The following is a 16,922-nucleotide window of genomic DNA, read 5'->3' as shown; positions in this document are numbered from 1 at the left end:
CGGCACCGGTCCGGAGCGGTCGAGGATCGTCACCTGGCCCGTGAGTTCGGGCCGTCGCGCCAAGGCTCAGGCGGATGCGCAGGAAAATGCCGCCCGCGGCCCCTTGGCGCACAATTTTGCATCGAAGGGGGTTGCGAACCGACGAGGCTCTCGGTTATCACCCTCGCGCCTAGCCAGAAAAAAGGCCGCCCTTTGCGAGACGGCCGGAAGTCTAGGGAGGAAACGCCCAAAGAGGGCAGGCACAGCCGCGATGCCATCGCGGCTGTGCAGGTTCATAGTATCCCAAATTGCGATGCACAGTTCAACCGGCCCTGAATGGTATGCGGTGGTGTGTTGCAATTGTGGAACTTGCCGCGGTTCGGAACCGAGCATCCGGCCTGCGGTTCGGATCCGGGTCGGGCAGGCCCTCCCGTCGATGTCTGCGCCGGCTGCCGCAAGCGGCCAAGCGCGGATCGATGCCGGATCTGCGAGGACATCCTCACGTCCGGCCTCCGATCATCCGGGCCGTCGTCCGGCCAGCTCGGGCTCCGCCTTCCGGTCCTGACATCAATCCAACGGGCATCGACCATGACCCGTTGGCATCACCCGCGAAGCGACCGGCGCCGGAGAGCGTCGAGGGCGGGATACTCGCCGCCGGCGAGCCTGCGCGCGTTCCGCCAAGCTTCACCCTCCTGCAGTCCTCACGTGCCTGATCCGGCGGCCGGGCGGTGCGGGGGCAGGGCGAGGGCGGCTTTGCCGGCCGGGACGGGCACGATCCCGCGACTTGTGGATAAGCCTTTGATTTGTTTTGCTCATTGCGCCACTCAGCCGAGTATGCCCAAATGATCGCGTCAGTGAGATTCACGGCCGCGGAGGCCCGCCTCCGGGCGCGTCCGCCCCGATCAGGAGCATGGAGATGAAGCGTCTCATTCAGGCCGCCTGCGCAACCCTCGCGCTCGGCCTTGCGGGCCCTGCCGTGGCCCAGACGACCCTGAAGGTCGGCTCGACGCCCACCGGTATCCCCTTCACCTTCCTGGACACCAAGACCAACACCATCCAGGGCGTCATGGTCGACGTCATCACGGCTGTCGGGCGCGAGGCGGGCTTCGCGGTCCAGGTCGAGCCGCTTCAGTTCTCGACCCTCATCGCCGCGCTGACCGCCAAGAAGATCGACATCATCTCGGCCGCGATGTTCATCACGCCGCCCCGCAAGGAAGTGATCGACTTTTCGGAGCCGGTCTACACTTACGGCGAAGGGATGATCGTGCCGAAGTCCGACACGCGGGAATACGTCACCTTCGCCGACCTCAAGGGCGAGACGGTTGGGGTCCAGGTCGGCACCGCCTTCGTCGAGCCGCTCAAGAAGTCCGGCCTCTTCGCCGAGGTCAAGATCTACGATACGATCCCCGACATCCTGCGCGACGTGAATGCGGGGCGGCTCAAGGCCGGTTTCGCCGACGGGCCGATCCTCGCCTACAACCTCAAGCAGGGCCTGTTCCCGAACGTCCGGCTCGTCGAGTCCTACAAGCCGACCGTCGTCGGTTCGGTCGGCATCGGCCTACGCAAGGAGGATTCCGAGCTGCGCGCGAAGATCGACGCGGCGCTGTCCAGGATCAAGCAGAGCGGCGAACTCGCCAGGATCCTGGAGAAGTGGGGCCTCAAGCCCTCCGTGAACCCGTCCTGAGCCGGGCTCGCACCGTCTCATGGAGAGCTTCCTTGCGGATGCCCGGGAATTCGTTCCGATCCTGCTTCAGGGCGTGCAGCTCACGATCCTGATCACGGTCGGCTCGCTCGTCGTCTCGACGGCGCTCGGGCTCGTCTGGGCGATGATGCGGGTCTCGGGGATCCCCCTGCTGTCGGGGCTGAGCGCGACGTTCATCAACGTGATCCGGGGCATCCCGATCATCGTCCAGCTCTTCTACATCTACTTCGTGCTGCCGGATTTCGGCATCGCGCTCACCGCCGTGCAGGCGGGCGTGCTGGGTCTCGGCCTCGCCTACTCGGCCTACCAGGCCGAGAACTTCCGGGCCGCGATCGAGGCGATCGACAAGGGCCAGATCGAGGCGGCCCAGACCATCGGCATGGGCTGGGGCCTGACCATGCGGCGGGTGGTGCTGCCGCAGGCGCTGCGCATCGCGCTGCCGCCCTACGGCAACGTCATGATCATGATGCTCAAGGATTCCTCCCAGGCCTCGACCATCACGGTCGCGGAACTGGCCCTCCAGGGCAAGCTGATCGCCTCCGCGACCTTCAAGAACACCAGCGTGTTCACCCTCGTCGCTCTGATGTACCTGACCTTGAGCCTGCCGCTGATCCTGATCGTGCGCCATTTCGAGAAGCGGACAGGGCGGCCATGATCGAGCTCGACGGCGTGAGGAAGCATTATGGTGCGGTGCCGGTGCTCAAGGGCATCACCGCACGGATCGCGCGCGGCGAGGTGGTCTGCGTCATCGGCCCGTCCGGCTCCGGCAAGTCGACGCTTCTGCGCTGCATCAACGGGCTCGAAGCCTATGATGGCGGCGAGATCCGCGTGAACGGGCAGCGGGTCGACCGGGCCAGCCGGACGATCCGCGCGGTGCGGATCCAGGTCTCGATGGTGTTCCAGCGCTTCAACCTGTTTCCCCACCGCACGGCCCTGGAGAACGTGATCGAGGGACCCGTCTATGTGAAGGGCGAGAGCCGGGCCGAGGCGGTCGCGCGCGGACGGGACCTCCTGGCCCGCGTCGGGCTCGCCGGCAAGGAGGAGGCCCATCCGCCCCAGCTCTCGGGCGGACAGCAGCAGCGGGTCGCGATCGCGCGCGCGCTCGCCATGCGGCCGGACGCGATCCTGTTCGACGAGCCGACCTCAGCGCTCGATCCGGAACTCGTCGGCGAGGTGCTGGGCGTCATGCGGGCGCTCGCCGAGGAAGGCATGACGATGGTCGTCGTCACGCACGAGATCGGCTTCGCCCGCGAGGTGGCCGACCGCGTCCTCTTCCTCGACGGCGGCGTCATCGTCGAGGAGGGGGCGGCCCGCTCCGTCCTCACGGCCCCCGAGCATCCCCGCACCCGCGACTTCCTGCGCCGCGTGCTCCACCCCATGTAGGCCGTCCCATGATAGGCTGATCCATGACCGAACCGTTTCCGCTCCAACCCTCGCTCTGGGCCACGACGGCCGCGCCCGCGCCCGCGACAGCGCCCCTGGACGCCTCCGGGCGGGCGGACGTGGCGGTGATCGGGGCGGGGTATGCCGGCCTCTCGACGGCCCTGCACCTCGCCGAGGCCGGGCTGAAGCCGGTCGTGCTGGAGGCGCGCGAGATCGGCTTCGGGGGATCAGGCCGCAATGGCGGGCAGGTGATTCCGGGGCTGAAATACGATCCGGATGAACTCGTCGCTCAGTTCGGGCCCGAGCGGGGCGAGCGGCTCGCCGCCTTCGCGGGCGCGACCGCCGACACGGTGTTCGACCTCATCGCGCGCCACCGCATGGACGTGCCCCACACGCGCACGGGCTGGATCCAGGGCGCCCACACGGCGGCGGGGCTCACCCAGGCGGAGCGGCGGGCGGAGCAGTGGGCGCGCCGGGGCGCGCCCGTGCGGGTCCTCGACAAGGCCGAGACCGACCGGCTTCTCGGCAGCCCGCGCTATCTCGGAGGCTGGCTCGACGGGCGCGGCGGGGCGGTCCAGCCGCTGAGCTATGCCCACGGCCTGGCGCGCGCGGCGCTCCAGGCGGGCGCCGCGATCCACACGCAGACGCCGGTCACAGCCATCGACCGGCGGGACGGGGCCTTCGTTCTGCACACGGCGCACGGCCCGGATCTGCGCGCCGACAAGGTGGTCATCTGCACGAACGGCTATACTGGCGGATTGTGGCCGGGCCTCGCGCGCACGATCATCGCGGCGAATTCCTTCCAGGTCGCGACGAAGCCGCTCTCGGACAACCTGCGCCGCTCGATCCTGCCCGAGGGGCAGGTCTCCTCCGACACCCGCAAGCTCCTGCTGTATTTCCGCCTCGACCATACCGGCCGGCTGCTGATGGGCGGGCGCGGCCCCTTCCGCGAGCCGCGCGGCGCCGCGGATTGGGCGCATCTGGAGCGGATCGTGGCCAAGATCTTCCCGCAGGCCGCGGATGTCGGATTCGACCACCGCTGGTGTGGCCGGGTTGCGATCACCCGGGACTTCCTGCCCCACCTGCACGAGCCGGTCCCGGGGCTCGTCATCGACATCGGCTGCCAGGGTCGGGGCGTCGGGCTCCAGTCGAGCATGGGCCGGGCCATCGCCGCCTATATGGCGACGGGCGACGCCAGTGCTCTGCCGCTCCCCTTCAGCCCGGTGCGGCCGCTCCCGCTCCACAGCCTGCACCGCGTCTACGCCTCCGCGGTGATCGCCTGGTACCGCATCACCGACGGCGGCCTGTAGGAACCCGCTTTCGCGCCGCGACCGGCGGGCCGGTGTCGGCCACGCCCGAAGCGCACCAGCATCATTGAGGTCGGTGCGAATCCGGTCCAAGAATTCGGAAGCGGTCGATCAATCGGCGCTTCCAGAGCGGAATGCGCGGCAGCGAAGACAATTCGGGTGGGCGACACGCGCAGCCGTCCGGATCGCGGTACAGCTGCCGGATCCGGGTGACGGATGGAGGGATGCACATGGCCCTTCCAGAGAGTCTCGGTCATGGGAGCGGGATCGATGGCCATCCTCTGCGCCGATTCCGCCCATTCGTCGAAATGCCGGTCGGATGAGACGGCGCGACGTCATCGCGTTGCTTGGTGGCCTCGCCGGATGGACGCTCCCGGCGAGCGGGCAGCAGCCGGCCGTGCCGGTCATCGGGTATCTCGGCCCCGAATCGCCGGGGCGCTACGCCAGTCGCCTGCACGCGTTCCGCGAAGGTTTGGCCGAGACCGGCTATGCCGAGGGCCGCAATGTCGCGATCGAGTTCCGGTGGGCCGAAGGCCGCTACGATCAGCTGCCGAGGCTCGCGGCAGATCTGGTGAATCGGCAGGTCGCCGTCATCGTCGCGCCCGGAGGTGCAGAGATCGTGCTTGCTGCACGATCGGCCACCACAACGATCCCGATCGTCTTCGAGCTGGGCGGCGACCCGATCGCGCTCGGCGTGGTGGGCAGCCTGGCCCGGCCGGAGGGAAATCTCACCGGGGTCTCGAGCCTGAGCGTCGGGGTCACTCCGAAGCGGCTGGAGTTCATGCACGAGTTGCTCCCGAGCGCCGGCGCATTCGCCGTTGCGGTCAACCCGACCAGTCCCACCGCGAAGTCGCAGGTGAGGGACCTCCAGAGAGCCGCGACCAGCCTCGGGGTTGAGCTCCATGCGTTGCACGCCAGCACCGAACAGGAGTTCGAAGCCCTGTTCACAGCCGTGCCCCGGCTGCGGGCGGGCGGCCTCGTGTTCACCTCCGACCCTTACTTCGCGTATCGCAGTCAGCAGCTGGCTGCGCTCGCGGCTCGCCACGCCGTGCCGGCGATCACCCAGTCGCGCGACTTTCCCAACGCTGGCGGCCTGATGAGCTACGGCGGCGATTTCGAGCAGTCCCACCGGCATACCGGGATCTATGCCGGACGCATCCTCAAGGGCGAGAGGCCGTCCGGCCTGCCGGTCCAGCTCGTGACGAAAGTCGAGCTCTTCATCAACCTGAAGGCGGCCGACAGCCTTGGTCTGACCGTCCCGCCGTCGCTGATCTCCATCGCCGATGTCGTGATCGAGTGATCCCGACGGGTAGTGAATAGCAACGGTCCGGGCTGCTGACGCAGCGGACCGTTGACTCATCTCGGATCGTCGACACCAAGCCAAAGGCTTTGTCAGAGGCTTGGCGACAATGCGAGAGCGGAACCACCGGTCACATGAAAATGACCGATGGTATGACCGTTGACATCATCTGGTTCAGCGCAGGATTGCAAAGACCGGGACCCCGGAGGCCAGCCCCTTCAGCTGTCGCGCCCCGAGCGGGGTGATCTCCGCACAATCGCGCGCATTCTGGAACAGAACGGCGTCGATCAGGATCTGCCGGTCCTCCGCGGCCGAGCAGAGCCGCGCCGCGAGATTGACCACCGGTCCGATCGCCGTGTAGTCGCACCTGTCCTCGTATCCGATTCGTCCGACCGTTGCGGTTTCCATCGCGGCGCCGACACCAAACCCGATGGCGTAACCTTTGGCCCGCCACTCCGCGACGAGCGGCTGGACGGCATCCTGCATGCCGATCGCCAGCCGAACGGCGGTCAAGCCAGGGTCGGGGCAGGATACGGGAGCGTTGACCAGCACCATGAGCCCATCGCCGGTGAACGAGGTCAGGGTGGCCCCGTGGGTGGTGATCACCCGGCCGAGCGCCGTGAAGTACTCCGCCAGAACCTGCATGACGTCATCGGGCGGCGTTTTCGCCGAGAAGGCGGTGAAGCCGCGCAGATCCCCGAAGATCACCGCGACCTCGACGCGTCTCGCCTCGAGCACGCCGTCGTCGCCGGTGCGGTCGACGAGTTCGGCAACTTGGGGAGCCAGGAAGCGCTTGAGCCGCGCGATGCGCTCCTGCCGCTCTTGGGAGAGGGCGAGCTCGCCCGCCATGGCGTTGAAGCGGGCGGCGAGCCGGCCGAGCTCGTCCGCCGAGGCGATCTCGATGCGGTGGTCGAGGTGTCCGGCGCCGATCTGCTCCGTCCCGTATTCGAGCAGCCGGATGGGACCCGTCATCCGCCGGGCGAGCCAGAAGGCGAGGGCGCCAGCAAAGGCCATGCCGAGGAGCAGCAATGCTCCCGTGCGCCAGAGCGCCCCGTAGATCGGGCCGAACGCCTCCACCAGGGGCTGACTGACGATCACCGTCCAGTCGACGCCCGGGATCGGCGCCATCGCCGCGATGACGGCAGAGCCTGACGCATCCTTGCCGATTGCCGACTTGTCGCCAGCCGCTCGGATCACATCGCGGAGCGTTGACAGGGGGCGAGCGACCGCCTCGTCGCCCCCGCGCAGCACGAGGCTGATGTCGGGATGCGCGATCAGCCGCCCTGGATCGTCCAGCACGAAGGCTTGGCCGGTTTGCCCGACGCGAATGGCCGAGATGACATCCCAGATCAGCTTCAGGTTGATCTCGGCGATCGCGATCCCGACCGAGGCGCGGTTGCCCGCAACCGCAATCGTCATGAAGGGCTCGGAGCCGCGATAGAAGGTCACCGGGCCGTACCAGACCCGCGCCGCCCTGGCGCCGAGAACCGCCGCCTCCGCGGAGCGGTCGACCCCGCTCCCGATCTGATTGAGGCCGACGCGGGAGACGCGCAGGCGCTCCTTGCCGGTGCCATCGACCACCGTGAGAGTCATGACGGCCGGCACCTGTCGCAGCAACCTCAAGGCATCCAGCCGCTGCCGATCGTCGGATCCGGCGGTCCAGGGAAGCTGGACCATCCAGCCGAGCTGATCCCTGATGCCGTCGATGAAGCTCTGGATGCGGGAGGCGGCCGCACGCGCTTCGACCCCGAGCAGTTCGTTCAGCTGAGCGCGCTGATCGCGGTAGCCGAACCACGCCTCCACGATCCCGTTCGCGAAGAGAGGCACGACCACCGCAGCGAAGAACGCAAGGAAGTACTTGCGGGCAATGGAGCGGGGCGTTGGTGCCGACGCTTGTGTCATGGTCGGCTTGCCCGGCCCGGATGCGCTGGCTGCATATCCGGCCTCCCTCGCTTCCCTCATCGGCGGCATCGGCCGAGTGTCGGGCATCGTTGGTCCGAAGACCCCGTCGGTGCGAAGGGGCGGCTGGTTCGACCAGGCTGGAGCGCTGTCGCCGACATGGAGGCCGCCCCGGCGCAAGGGAGCGCCGCGCGACAGGCATCGGCGATGCGGCCCGACCCGGCGGCAGCTCGGGCCCGGCTCTCGTGCCGACCGGCGGCGATCCATCACGACACAATGTCATCTGACAGGATCAATATCGACTTGCAATTTTTCCAGTTCGGCGACGCAGAGCAATCGATAAACTCGCCGAATCTTGACAGAAGTCGCCGGCCGTCAACTTTTCCAGCTTGACCGCAGGCCGGCAGGCCCGAAGCCGCAGCGGCGATCACGATGGTTTCAGGTGTCGCTGGCTTGGCTGGCGGCTTAGCCCCATGGGGCTAGAGCATTTTCCGACGAAGTGGATCCCGGTTCGTCGCAGACAATGCGGCAAAATCAAAGAGCTAGAGCAGGATCCGTTCCACCGTGAACGGATCCTGCTCTAGAGCGCTCCCTGCCGAAGTGGAGGCCGGTTCGGCGTCAGGGAGCGCGTCACATCAAGGCTTGAGAGCCGCCGCAGGATGCGCCGGCTCACGCGCCTGCCGGCGCGACTGACGGATTGCTCGCGCTCAGGCCGCGCGCATGGGCTTCAGCGCCGCGGCCCAGCGGCTGAGTTCGTCCAGCATCGTCTTGGCGCTGAGATCGATCAGCTCATTGGAGACGAAGGCACCATCCTTCAAATGGCCGCCGACGTTCGGGATCCCGACCCCCTCGGGCGGCGTCACCATCTTCAGGGTCGCGAGGGTCTGCTTCAGGTGCTGCGCACCCCGCAGCCCGCCGGACACGCCGCCGTAACTGACCACGCCCGCGGGCTTGTAGCCCCATTCGACCACCAGGTAGTCGAGCGCATTCAGCAGCGCCGGCGACGTGCCGTAATTGTACTCGGGCGTCACGAACGCGTAGGCATCCGCGGCCGCCACACTGTGCGACCACCGCCTCGTGTGCTCATGCTCATATTGTTGCGCCCGCGGATGTTTCGGCTCGTTGAAGAGCGGCAGATCGAATTCCGCGAGGTCGACCACAACCGGCTCGAAAGCGCCATGGCGGCGGGCATAGCCGTCGAACCAGCGGGCGATGCTCGGCCCGATCCGTCCCGGCCGGGTGGAACCGATGATGACGTGGAGCTTGAGGGACAAGGCGATCTCCTTCTCGGCAGAGCCGCGAGCAGTTACTGTTTGTGCCTATCGGATACGAGTTCGGCAGGGGGCCGCACAAGGAGGCACATCCGTGAGCGACAGTGACATCCATGTGCCCGCCGAGTGCCGGCGAATCGCACCGGTCCTGCAGCGGATCGGCGACAAGTGGTCGATCCTGGTCGTGATGGCGTTGGGGGACGGATCGCTGCGCTTCAACGAGCTGAAGCGGCGGGTCGGCGGGATCTCGCAGCGCATGCTGACGCTGACTTTGCGCGGCCTGGAGCGTGACGGCTTCGTGAGCCGCACCCTGTTTCCCACCGTCCCGCCCGCTGTGAGCTATGAGCTGACGCCCATGGGGCGCTCGCTCCTCGAACCGGTCCGGGCGCTGGGTCTCTGGGCGCGGGAGCATCTCCCTGCCATCGAGGCGGCGCGGCAGCGCTTCGACGCGCATGGGCCTGGCACCGGATGGGAGAGGACCCGACGGGACGCCGCCGAATAGCGGCGGCGCACGGTCTCGACCTGCCGCCGCCCTCGCGGCCGCTTCGCCCTGCGGGAGGGAGCCGCCCTATCGCCACCTCGCCGCGGCTTCACAAAAGCGTCCCGAGCCGGTGGCCGAAGCGGCACGTGATCACGGCGAGCGTCCGCATCGCGGGAGGGCAGGGCAGGGAGACGACGTGGTCCGCGTATGGAGCTTGCCGGCTTCCGGTTCGGCTATTCAACCGCGCATCAGCGCCGCCGCAAACCTGCACTCGTCATCCTCGACCTGCTGCGCAAGCGACCGAAGATAGCTTGCGGCCGCCGCCGCGCCCTGGCGGTCGGCATAGGTTCTGAGCGCGACTTCAGCCATCGTTTCCAGGGCCACGGCTTCATCGCAGCCTTTGCTCACGAGATGCCCCAAGGCGAACTCCCACGCTTCCTGCGCGCGTTCGCGCTGCTCTACAAAGTCCATCTCGCCCGACTCATCTGCTCAGGTTGAAGCAGCTAATGGCCCAGCTTCGTGGCAAGAAAGTGATTTCATGGAGTGTATTTGAGCGTACACTCTCTGCTGCCCCAGACTACGCGGCGTGCGGTCATCCGACCTGCGGAAGAACCTCGCAGGCGAGCCTCTCTGGCTGGGAGGCTCGCTCCGTCGAAGGCAGTCCCGGCCCGCTCTCACTCTCCGGTCCGGCTCGCAGCACCCGGGACAGTTTTCGGGCGCTGATGGCGGTTGGGGAACCGATGGTCAGACCCGTTGCAACACGCGCTGCACCTGGACCGCGCTCCAGGACTTCCCCCGCGCAGTCTGGATTCCGCGATCGTTGAGGGCATTCGCAATCTCACGCAAGCTTGTGGCCCCCGCCGCCTGCACCTCGCGGATGATCGGAATAGTCACAGCCGCCCTTTGCGCCGCGGCTGCGGCGCGTATTGTCACGCTGGTCTGGACGCCTTTGTTCCGCGACCGCCTCAGCTTGTCGAACTTGTTTTGGACTTGCATTGGTCTCTCATCCGAGACCCCCCTCGCGCCCCAGCTATCATCTCGACTGCTGCTCCACAATGCCGGATTGCCGCGCGCGCGGCAGGTTCGGCGGCATGACTGTCGCGTAGTGGCGCCGTTGCACGTTCACCGGCACGCCGGGCAAGCTCGTCGTTCTGAGCCGCCCTCATGAAATCTTGCTCTTAGGGGCGATGCGACCCTATGCGACGCTTGCTCAACCGGCAGTCTGAGCATGTCTTCGTTCCATAACATACCTTATGCGAATCAAAGTGTCTCACCTGGGCCAAGTAGGAATGTCACACTCCCCTGTCCGTCGCGTGGGCGTGGGAAGCTGGTGTGAGATCGATTGTGACGGGCGAGTACGAGCCGCGGCTGGTCGTTTGGCTCATCCGCCCTCGGCCGCGGCGATCACGCCCTCGTGCGGAGACAGCGAGACTTGGTCCTCAATCCTCTCGCCCTTCCGGCCGAGATCGGTGCCGAGGATGATCCTGCCGCGGCAGGTCAGAGCTGGGGTCACGTCCGAGGCGCTGAGGTTCAGCACCACGACCAGCCCCGACCGTCCCTGCCATCGCGCAAAGGCCAGCACGCCGCCTTCACTCAGCAGTCGCCGGTAGCGGCCGGCCTGCAGTTCCGACCTGTCGCGCCGCAGGCCGATCAGGCGGCCGCGGTCGTGCAGGGAGGACGCATCGTTGGGGCTCTCCTCATCGAGCCTGTCCGCAATCTCTCTCATCGGCTCCGTCTGTGTGACTCGCAGCCTTGATGGTCGGCTGCGAGCCACCAACCGCCAGCGCTGAAGGGGCAAGGGCCAGACTCTGCAATCCTGACCGGCCGGCACAGCGACCGATCCATAAAGATCGTACGCAATTCAATTGCTGGATTGGCATCTTGCCCCTGCCCTTCGGAGGAACCGCGCCGGGGCAGATGCGATGTCCCCACGGATCGCAGCCATGGAGGATGCCATGCGGACAGCTTCGTCACTGATCAGCGCAGCCGCCATTCTGACCCTTGCCACGGCCTCGGCTCTCGCGGGCCCTTGTGTGACAGGAACGACGGGCAGCACCGGAAGCAAGGGACAGCAAGCGTCGAACCCGACCAGCTCGAGCGCCGATCAGTCCACCAAGAACCTGGCGGACGGCCAGCAGCCCAGCTCACCGAAGACGGTGGGTGCCATGAACAACGCGGCAGCCGGTCGAGCGACCTCGCCGGCTGATGTGACGCTCCAGGCTCAGGGCAAGCCGACGATGGCGGAGCAGGGCCAAGGGCAGCAAGCCTCGAACGACAAGAGTTCGAACGTGGATCGCTCCACCAAGAACATGGCTGGCGGTCAACAACCCAGCTCACCGAAGACGGTAGGCGCCATGAACAACGTGGGAGTGAACGAACTGCCGGGCAATCAGGGCGGAAACGACGGCTGCTAGAGCGCTCCCCGCCGAAGTGGACGTCGGTTCGGCGCAAGAGAGCGCGACAAATCAAAAACTGAAGAGCCGTGATCCGACCCCTTGGGTCGGATCACGGCTCTAGCAGCCGGAGCGGAAACCGGCCGCGCAGTTCCGGCGGTGAACCACCAGAATTCTATCACGGGCCCGGCATCGGCCTATGACCGCACCAGGGGGCCCGTCAGCGTCGCGGTGTGCCGGCGAGGCGGGCTGCAACGCTGAAAGCATAGCCACCGCTGCCGTCCCTACGGGCCATCGCGATGCCGCTGGTTCTCCGGCTGTGTGAGCTGCAAGCTGCGTCTACCGCCAGGCGGGGACCTCGCCGCAGCCCTGCCCTGCCGGCCGATCATCATCGGCGACCAGCCACAGTTCGACCGGCACGCACGCCTCGCCGAAATCGATAAGATAAAACTCGAATGTTTTTCGTGCCGTATTTTCTGTTTTTTGCAAAATTTGCCTCTGCCCTGAGACCAGGACGCGTCCGCGCAAGGTCGCCCCATTGATGGAGAGCGTCGCGTACGCGGGTTGTATGTTGCGGCTCATGACCAGCCTCCCCGGCATATCTGCGAGGCGTCAACGAATTTGTCTTCAAGTTGTGCCAATCGCGCGGTGCGTGCAATTAACGAAAGCTTAAGCCATTCTCTTACGCGGCGTCTGCGTACCCGCTCCAGCATCATTTCGCCCGCCCCAAGGAGGAGGCGCGCAGACGGTCCCGACCGCCTCCGGGTTTGGCCAGCTGGCAGGGAAGCAGGTCCGTAGAATGCGCCCGACCCCGTCGGAGCCCTCAGCGCCCCGGCTGCGCATCAGGATGTGCTCAGGCTGATCTTTACCAGCCGGCGAGCCTGGCGCAGTTCATCATCGTGCAGATGCCCGGCGCCCCACCCGGCCGGTGCTCATCCCTCACCCGCAGCAGGAGATACCCTGGATGCGACAGTCTCCGCCGCCCGTAGACAGCGCTGCGCCGAGCGCCATCGAGCCATGCGCATTGCGGCCGGGGTACCGGGCTTCGTCGCGGAGGCGGACCATGCACGCAATCTCGCTGTCGCCGCATCGCAGCTGCCGGCGTCATAACATTTTTCAGGAACTGTGCCTCTGTATCGGGGCTGAGGACGGGTGTAGAATCCCCGCCAGCCATGAACCCGATGAACCCATCCCACCTCTGGAACTGGTCGCTGATCGGGGCGCTGACCTTGCTCGTGCTCGGACTCGCGGTCGCCGAGGTTATGTAACTCCGCCCTCAGGTGGAGCGCACGCCTCCCTGCCCAGGGAGGCGTACCATGGCGGCTGACCCTGCCCGCGCCATCTTCATGGCCGCCCTGCCCTCCGGCATGGCCGCCGCCCGGGATGACCTCCCGCCGCGGGACGAGACGGTGTGGCGCCGTGTAGCCGCTCGTCCGGATCGCGGAAAGGCGGCGTCGCTCGCCCTTCCATGCCAGGGCGTGGCGCAGGCCGGCCGTGCCGCTCTCCGTCAAGCCCCCGAGCCACAGCCATGACCTCGCCCGCCTCGAAGCAATGCGGGGAGGTCGCGCCTGCCGGCAGGATCACCCACTCCGAGCTGGTCGAAATGTTCGGCGAGCGCCTGCCGATCGAGGCGCTCGCGCTTCTCGGCGATCCGCCGCTCTATGACACGATCGAGGAAACACGGGCCGCGCTGCGCGATCTGGCTGCCCAGCATCGGACGACCGGCGACCTCCGCGAAGCCATCGCCACCATCATCCACGATGAACTCGACGGGCTCGCGCCGAGAGGTCCCGACACCGCGGTCCAGCATGCGCTCGGGAGGATCGCCCAGAGGATACTTGCAGGCCCGCTCGCAGACCTCCGCGACAGCCTTGCCATCGCCCAGGAGACAACGATCTCTCTGCGCATGGCGCACTCGGAAGACGCAGCCACGATCGCAGACCTCCGTGCCCGCACCGAAGCCGCAGAGGCTGCCGTCGAGCGGCTGACCCGCCAGCGGGACGAGGCCCTGGCCGCTCTCTCCGCCTCGCGCACTTGCGACGGATCAGGGGGCGGCGCAGGAGAGGTGTTCGGTGCGCATTGCGCCGCCCCTCCCCCACCATCCGCTCCCGCCTCGGGCACCGGATCGCAGCCGCTGTTCCAGAGGGAGACAGCAAGAACGGGCTCGGGGCGGGAATGCGGACGCTCGCAGGACGGCACGTCCGGCACATCCGTGCTCCGCGCGGAGTGGTGCGACCATTGCCACATGAGCTGGGGCGCGATTTGGGTGCGCCAGCCGGATGGCCGCCTGAGCTCCCTCCCCTGCCCGAAATGCGGGGGCCACGGTTGCTACCTCGCTGAGGACGCGGCGGCACCCGCCACCGGCGGTCAGCACGGGGATCGCGCGCCTACCGAGGCCGACCTGCGCTGACGACAGGCCGGATGCGGTCGCCAGCGCGGCCAATCCCGACACAACAGGACACCCGACGGTGCCGGGCCACAGGATCGGGAGCCTTCAGACAATTCCGAGCCTGCCACCTCGTCTGCAAAGAGCCGGCCTCCATGTCGCCGGAGCCTAGGCGGCCGGCCTGAGGTTCAGGATCTGGCGGGCCTCGGCCGGGGTGGCGACGCGCCGGCCGTGGCGGGCCACCATCTCAGCCGCCAGCGAGACCAGCTCGGCGTTGCTCGCCGCCAGCCGCTCCTTGCTGATCCGGATGTTGTCCTCCAGCCCGGTGCGCACCGCATCCGCGCCGCGCGCCAGTGCCCAGCCCATCACCCGCGCCTGCTCGCGCCCGATCCCGGCCGCCGTCCAGGTCGCCTGCGGCAGGATGCGCCTGGTCTCGGCCAGCAGGATGTCGAGCAGGTGCTCGTCGGCCGGCATGGCGTTCTGCACCCCCATCACGAACTGCACGTGGGGCGCGGCGTCCATCAGCCCGGCCTCGATCAGCCGCTTGGCCCCGTGCAGATGCGAGAGGTCGAAGATCTCGATCTCCGGCCGCACCCCGTGCGTGCGCATCTGCGTGGCGAGCTCGGTGACCAGCGAGGCGGGGTTCTCGTAGACGATGCTGGGGAAGTTGACCGAGCCGGTGGAGAGCGAGGCCATGTCGGGGCGGTGGACCAGCGACAGCCCGCGCGCGCCCGGGTCGCGGCCGCGCCCGCCGGTGGAGAACTGCACGATCATGCCCGGGCAGTGCTGGCGCACGCCCTCCTGCACGGCGGCGAACTTGTCCGGATCGGAGGAGGGGCTCTCGTCGTCGTTGCGCACGTGGATGTGCACCAGCGTGGCGCCGGCCTCAAACGCCTGCTGGGTGGATTCGATCTGCTCGGAGACCCGGATCGGGACGGCCGGGTTGTCCTTCTTGCGCGGCACCGAGCCGGTGATCGCGACCGCGATCACCACGGGAGAAAGAGAGCTCATCGGAGGACATGTCCGTGGGAAGGGGACCCGGGCATCCTTGCGGTCCCGGGTCGGGCGGAGGCGGCGGCGCGCGATGCCGCTTCAGGAGCCCTGGACCGCCGGGGCCGGCGCCGCGACGGGCAGCACCGGAGCACCGAGCCGGCCCTTGAGGACGATGCTGATCGCCGCGACGAGCGCCGGGACCGCCACGAGGCCGAAGGTGGCCGGCAGCCCGAGACCGAGGCCGAGGAGCGAGGCGCCGACCATCGAGCCGACCACCGACCCGATCCGGCCGACCGCATTCGCCCAGGCTACGCCCGTGGCGCGGTTCGCGGTCGGGTAGTAGCTCGCCGACAGCGCGTTGATGCCGATTTGCGAGCCCGCGACGCAGAAGCCGGCGCCGAACACCGCGACAGCCAGGAGCACGACCGAACCGGTGGCGCTGCCGATCAGGGCCACGAAACCCGCCGCACAGAGATAGGAGAGGCCGAGCACCGCGTGCGGGTTCGCGCGGTCCATCAGCGCACCGAGCACGAGCCCGCCGACCGTGCCGCCGGTCGCCAGCATGACGGTGACGAGGGAGGCTTCCTTGAGGCTCAGGCCGGCGCTGCTGATGATGGTCGGAAGCCAGCTCGACAGCAGGTAGAAGATCAGCAGGCTCATGAAGAAGGTGAGCCACAGGCACAGGGTGCCGGCGACGAGGCCCGGCTGGAACAGCTGGCCGATCGGTGAGCCCTTTGGTTTGGCGATGCCCGTGAAGGTCGCCGCGGACAGATCGGCCTTTGGAGCGATGCGGTTGAGGAGCCGGGCCACCCGGGCGGACGGCGCCTGCTTGAGGACCAGGAAGCGCACCGACTCGGGCAGGCCGATGACGAGCAGCGGCAGGATGGCGAGCGGCAGGACGCCGCCGAGCACCAGGACCGAGGTCCAGCCGAAATCGGCGATCAGGTGCGCGGCCGCAAAGCCGCCGAGCGCCGAGCCGACCGTGAAGCCGCAGAACATCGCCATGGCGAGGAAGGAGCGGCGGTGCTCGGGGCAGTACTCGGAGGTGAGGGTGATCGCGTTCGGCATCGCGCCGCCGAGCCCGAGCCCGGTGACGAAGCGCAGCGCCGTCAGCATCTCGATCGAGGTCGACCATGCGGAGGCGAGGCTCGCGAGCCCGAAGAAGGCGGTGGTCACGACCAGCACCGTCTTGCGGCCGAGGCGGTCGGCGAGCGGGCCGAACAGGAAGGCGCCGATCATCAGGCCGAACAGTCCGGCCCCGAACAGCGGCGCAAGCTGCGCCTGGCTCACCTGCCATTGGCTTCGCAGCGCCGGGGCGATGTAGCCGATCGCGGCCGTGTCGAAACCGTCGATGGCTACCACGAGGAAGCACAGCATGACGATCCGAACCTGGAAGCCGGATACCTTGTGCTGATCGATGAAGTCCTGAATGTCGATGGTGCGTGACGGGGGCATTTCCTGATCCCTCTGGCATTCCGGTTTCTTGTTGCGCCGGCGCGCCAGCGCGCCGGCGAAGCGCGCCAGGGCGCCGGCGAGGTGCGGCCGTTCAGGCAATGGCGGAGGGATGACGCGCGAGCGGCGTCACCCGGATCGTCATGAACGGGAAGAGCGGCAGGGTGGACAGGATGTCGTGCAGCTCGTCATGGCTCGCGACATCGAAGATGCTGATATTCGCGTAGCGCCCCGCCACGCGCCACAGGTGGACCCACTTGCCCTGGCGCTGCAGATCCTGGGCGCGGGCCTTCTCGTCGGCCTTCAATCGGGAGACGTACTCGGGATCGAGGCCGTGCGGGATGGCGACATCCATCTCGACGCAGTACAGCATGGG

Annotated in this window: 17 protein-coding genes; 8 read left to right on the top strand and 9 right to left on the bottom strand. The window is 67.7% G+C overall.

The genetic code is table 11. From position 1 onward, the window contains the following. Positions 1 to 895: 895 nt before the first annotated feature. The 5 genes from MNOD_RS11500 to MNOD_RS11480 all read left to right on the top strand — a co-directional run bounded on the left by MNOD_RS11500 (position 896) and on the right by MNOD_RS11480 (position 5,671). Complete coding sequence (locus MNOD_RS11500; protein ID WP_015929046.1) at positions 896 to 1,663, top strand: ABC transporter substrate-binding protein; 768 nt, start codon at positions 896 to 898, stop codon at positions 1,661 to 1,663. A 19-nt stretch (positions 1,664 to 1,682) separates the two neighbouring features. Further along, positions 1,683 to 2,336 (top strand): amino acid ABC transporter permease, encoded by a 654-nt coding sequence (locus MNOD_RS11495; RefSeq protein ID WP_015929045.1) that lies wholly within the window; start codon positions 1,683 to 1,685, stop codon positions 2,334 to 2,336. Continuing rightward, complete coding sequence (locus tag MNOD_RS11490) at positions 2,333 to 3,064, top strand: amino acid ABC transporter ATP-binding protein (RefSeq protein WP_015929044.1); 732 nt, start codon at positions 2,333 to 2,335, stop codon at positions 3,062 to 3,064. The genes MNOD_RS11495 and MNOD_RS11490 overlap by 4 nt, the downstream gene beginning before the upstream one ends. Before the next feature lie 23 nt (positions 3,065 to 3,087). Continuing rightward, a complete protein-coding gene (locus MNOD_RS11485) occupies positions 3,088 to 4,374 on the top strand; it encodes an NAD(P)/FAD-dependent oxidoreductase (RefSeq protein WP_015929043.1) in 1,287 nt (428 codons plus the stop codon). A gap of 316 nt (positions 4,375 to 4,690) precedes the next feature. Continuing rightward, entirely contained in the window at positions 4,691 to 5,671 is a 981-nt protein-coding gene (locus tag MNOD_RS11480) for an ABC transporter substrate-binding protein (RefSeq protein ID WP_015929042.1), read from the top strand. A 174-nt stretch (positions 5,672 to 5,845) separates the two neighbouring features. Here the strand turns inward: MNOD_RS11480 and MNOD_RS11475 are convergent, their stop codons facing one another. Together MNOD_RS11475 and MNOD_RS11470 are read right to left on the bottom strand one after the other, a co-directional pair. Further along, positions 5,846 to 7,573 (bottom strand): cache domain-containing protein, encoded by a 1,728-nt coding sequence (locus tag MNOD_RS11475; protein WP_043748543.1) that lies wholly within the window; start codon positions 7,571 to 7,573, stop codon positions 5,846 to 5,848. Positions 7,574 to 8,277: 704 nt separating this feature from the next. Beyond that, a complete protein-coding gene (locus tag MNOD_RS11470; RefSeq protein ID WP_015929040.1) occupies positions 8,278 to 8,844 on the bottom strand; it encodes an NADPH-dependent FMN reductase in 567 nt (188 codons plus the stop codon). A 91-nt stretch (positions 8,845 to 8,935) separates the two neighbouring features. On the opposite strand from MNOD_RS11470, the gene MNOD_RS11465 reads away from it, so the two are divergent. Beyond that, complete coding sequence (locus tag MNOD_RS11465; protein WP_015929039.1) at positions 8,936 to 9,343, top strand: winged helix-turn-helix transcriptional regulator; 408 nt, start codon at positions 8,936 to 8,938, stop codon at positions 9,341 to 9,343. A 216-nt stretch (positions 9,344 to 9,559) separates the two neighbouring features. Here the strand turns inward: MNOD_RS11465 and MNOD_RS11460 are convergent, their stop codons facing one another. From MNOD_RS11460 to MNOD_RS11450, 3 genes are all read right to left on the bottom strand, one after another. Beyond that, the gene (locus tag MNOD_RS11460; RefSeq protein ID WP_015929038.1) at positions 9,560 to 9,793 is read right to left on the bottom strand and encodes a hypothetical protein; all 234 of its coding nucleotides are present in this window, start codon (positions 9,791 to 9,793) and stop codon (positions 9,560 to 9,562) included. A gap of 273 nt (positions 9,794 to 10,066) precedes the next feature. Beyond that, a complete protein-coding gene (locus tag MNOD_RS11455) occupies positions 10,067 to 10,318 on the bottom strand; it encodes a recombinase family protein (RefSeq protein WP_015929037.1) in 252 nt (83 codons plus the stop codon). A gap of 385 nt (positions 10,319 to 10,703) precedes the next feature. Then, positions 10,704 to 11,048, bottom strand: a complete 345-nt coding sequence (locus MNOD_RS11450; protein WP_043748542.1) for a DUF3459 domain-containing protein — start codon at positions 11,046 to 11,048, stop codon at positions 10,704 to 10,706. Between the two features lie 217 nt (positions 11,049 to 11,265). Here MNOD_RS11450 and MNOD_RS11445 point away from each other — a divergent pair, with 217 nt between their 5' ends. Further along, entirely contained in the window at positions 11,266 to 11,736 is a 471-nt protein-coding gene (locus MNOD_RS11445; RefSeq protein ID WP_244424709.1) for a hypothetical protein, read from the top strand. A gap of 318 nt (positions 11,737 to 12,054) precedes the next feature. Here MNOD_RS11445 and MNOD_RS11440 read toward each other — a convergent pair whose 3' ends face one another. Beyond that, on the bottom strand, positions 12,055 to 12,297 hold the full coding sequence (locus MNOD_RS11440) for a hypothetical protein (protein ID WP_015929035.1): 243 nt from the start codon (positions 12,295 to 12,297) through the stop codon (positions 12,055 to 12,057). Between the two features lie 946 nt (positions 12,298 to 13,243). Between MNOD_RS11440 and MNOD_RS11430 the strand changes: the two genes are divergently transcribed. Then, on the top strand, positions 13,244 to 14,125 hold the full coding sequence (locus tag MNOD_RS11430; protein WP_015929032.1) for a hypothetical protein: 882 nt from the start codon (positions 13,244 to 13,246) through the stop codon (positions 14,123 to 14,125). A gap of 144 nt (positions 14,126 to 14,269) precedes the next feature. Here MNOD_RS11430 and MNOD_RS11425 read toward each other — a convergent pair whose 3' ends face one another. The 3 genes from MNOD_RS11425 to catC all read right to left on the bottom strand — a co-directional run bounded on the left by MNOD_RS11425 (position 14,270) and on the right by catC (position 16,919). After that, positions 14,270 to 15,112 (bottom strand): 3-oxoadipate:acetyl-CoA acetyltransferase, encoded by an 843-nt coding sequence (locus MNOD_RS11425; RefSeq protein WP_015929031.1) that lies wholly within the window; start codon positions 15,110 to 15,112, stop codon positions 14,270 to 14,272. Positions 15,113 to 15,193: 81 nt separating this feature from the next. After that, a complete protein-coding gene (locus MNOD_RS11420; protein WP_015929030.1) occupies positions 15,194 to 16,549 on the bottom strand; it encodes an MFS transporter in 1,356 nt (451 codons plus the stop codon). Between the two features lie 91 nt (positions 16,550 to 16,640). Beyond that, positions 16,641 to 16,919 carry a muconolactone Delta-isomerase gene (catC, locus tag MNOD_RS11415; RefSeq protein ID WP_015929029.1) on the bottom strand — a complete coding sequence of 93 codons (279 nt, stop codon included), beginning with the start codon at positions 16,917 to 16,919 and terminating at the stop codon, positions 16,641 to 16,643. Positions 16,920 to 16,922: the final 3 nt, after the last annotated feature.

Origin of the sequence: Methylobacterium nodulans ORS 2060 (assembly GCF_000022085.1) — a bacterium.
GTDB classification, from domain to species: Bacteria; Pseudomonadota; Alphaproteobacteria; order Rhizobiales; family Beijerinckiaceae; genus Methylobacterium; species Methylobacterium nodulans.
Note: the sequence above shows the minus strand (reverse complement) of the source record. Positions and strands in the feature narration are given on the sequence as shown.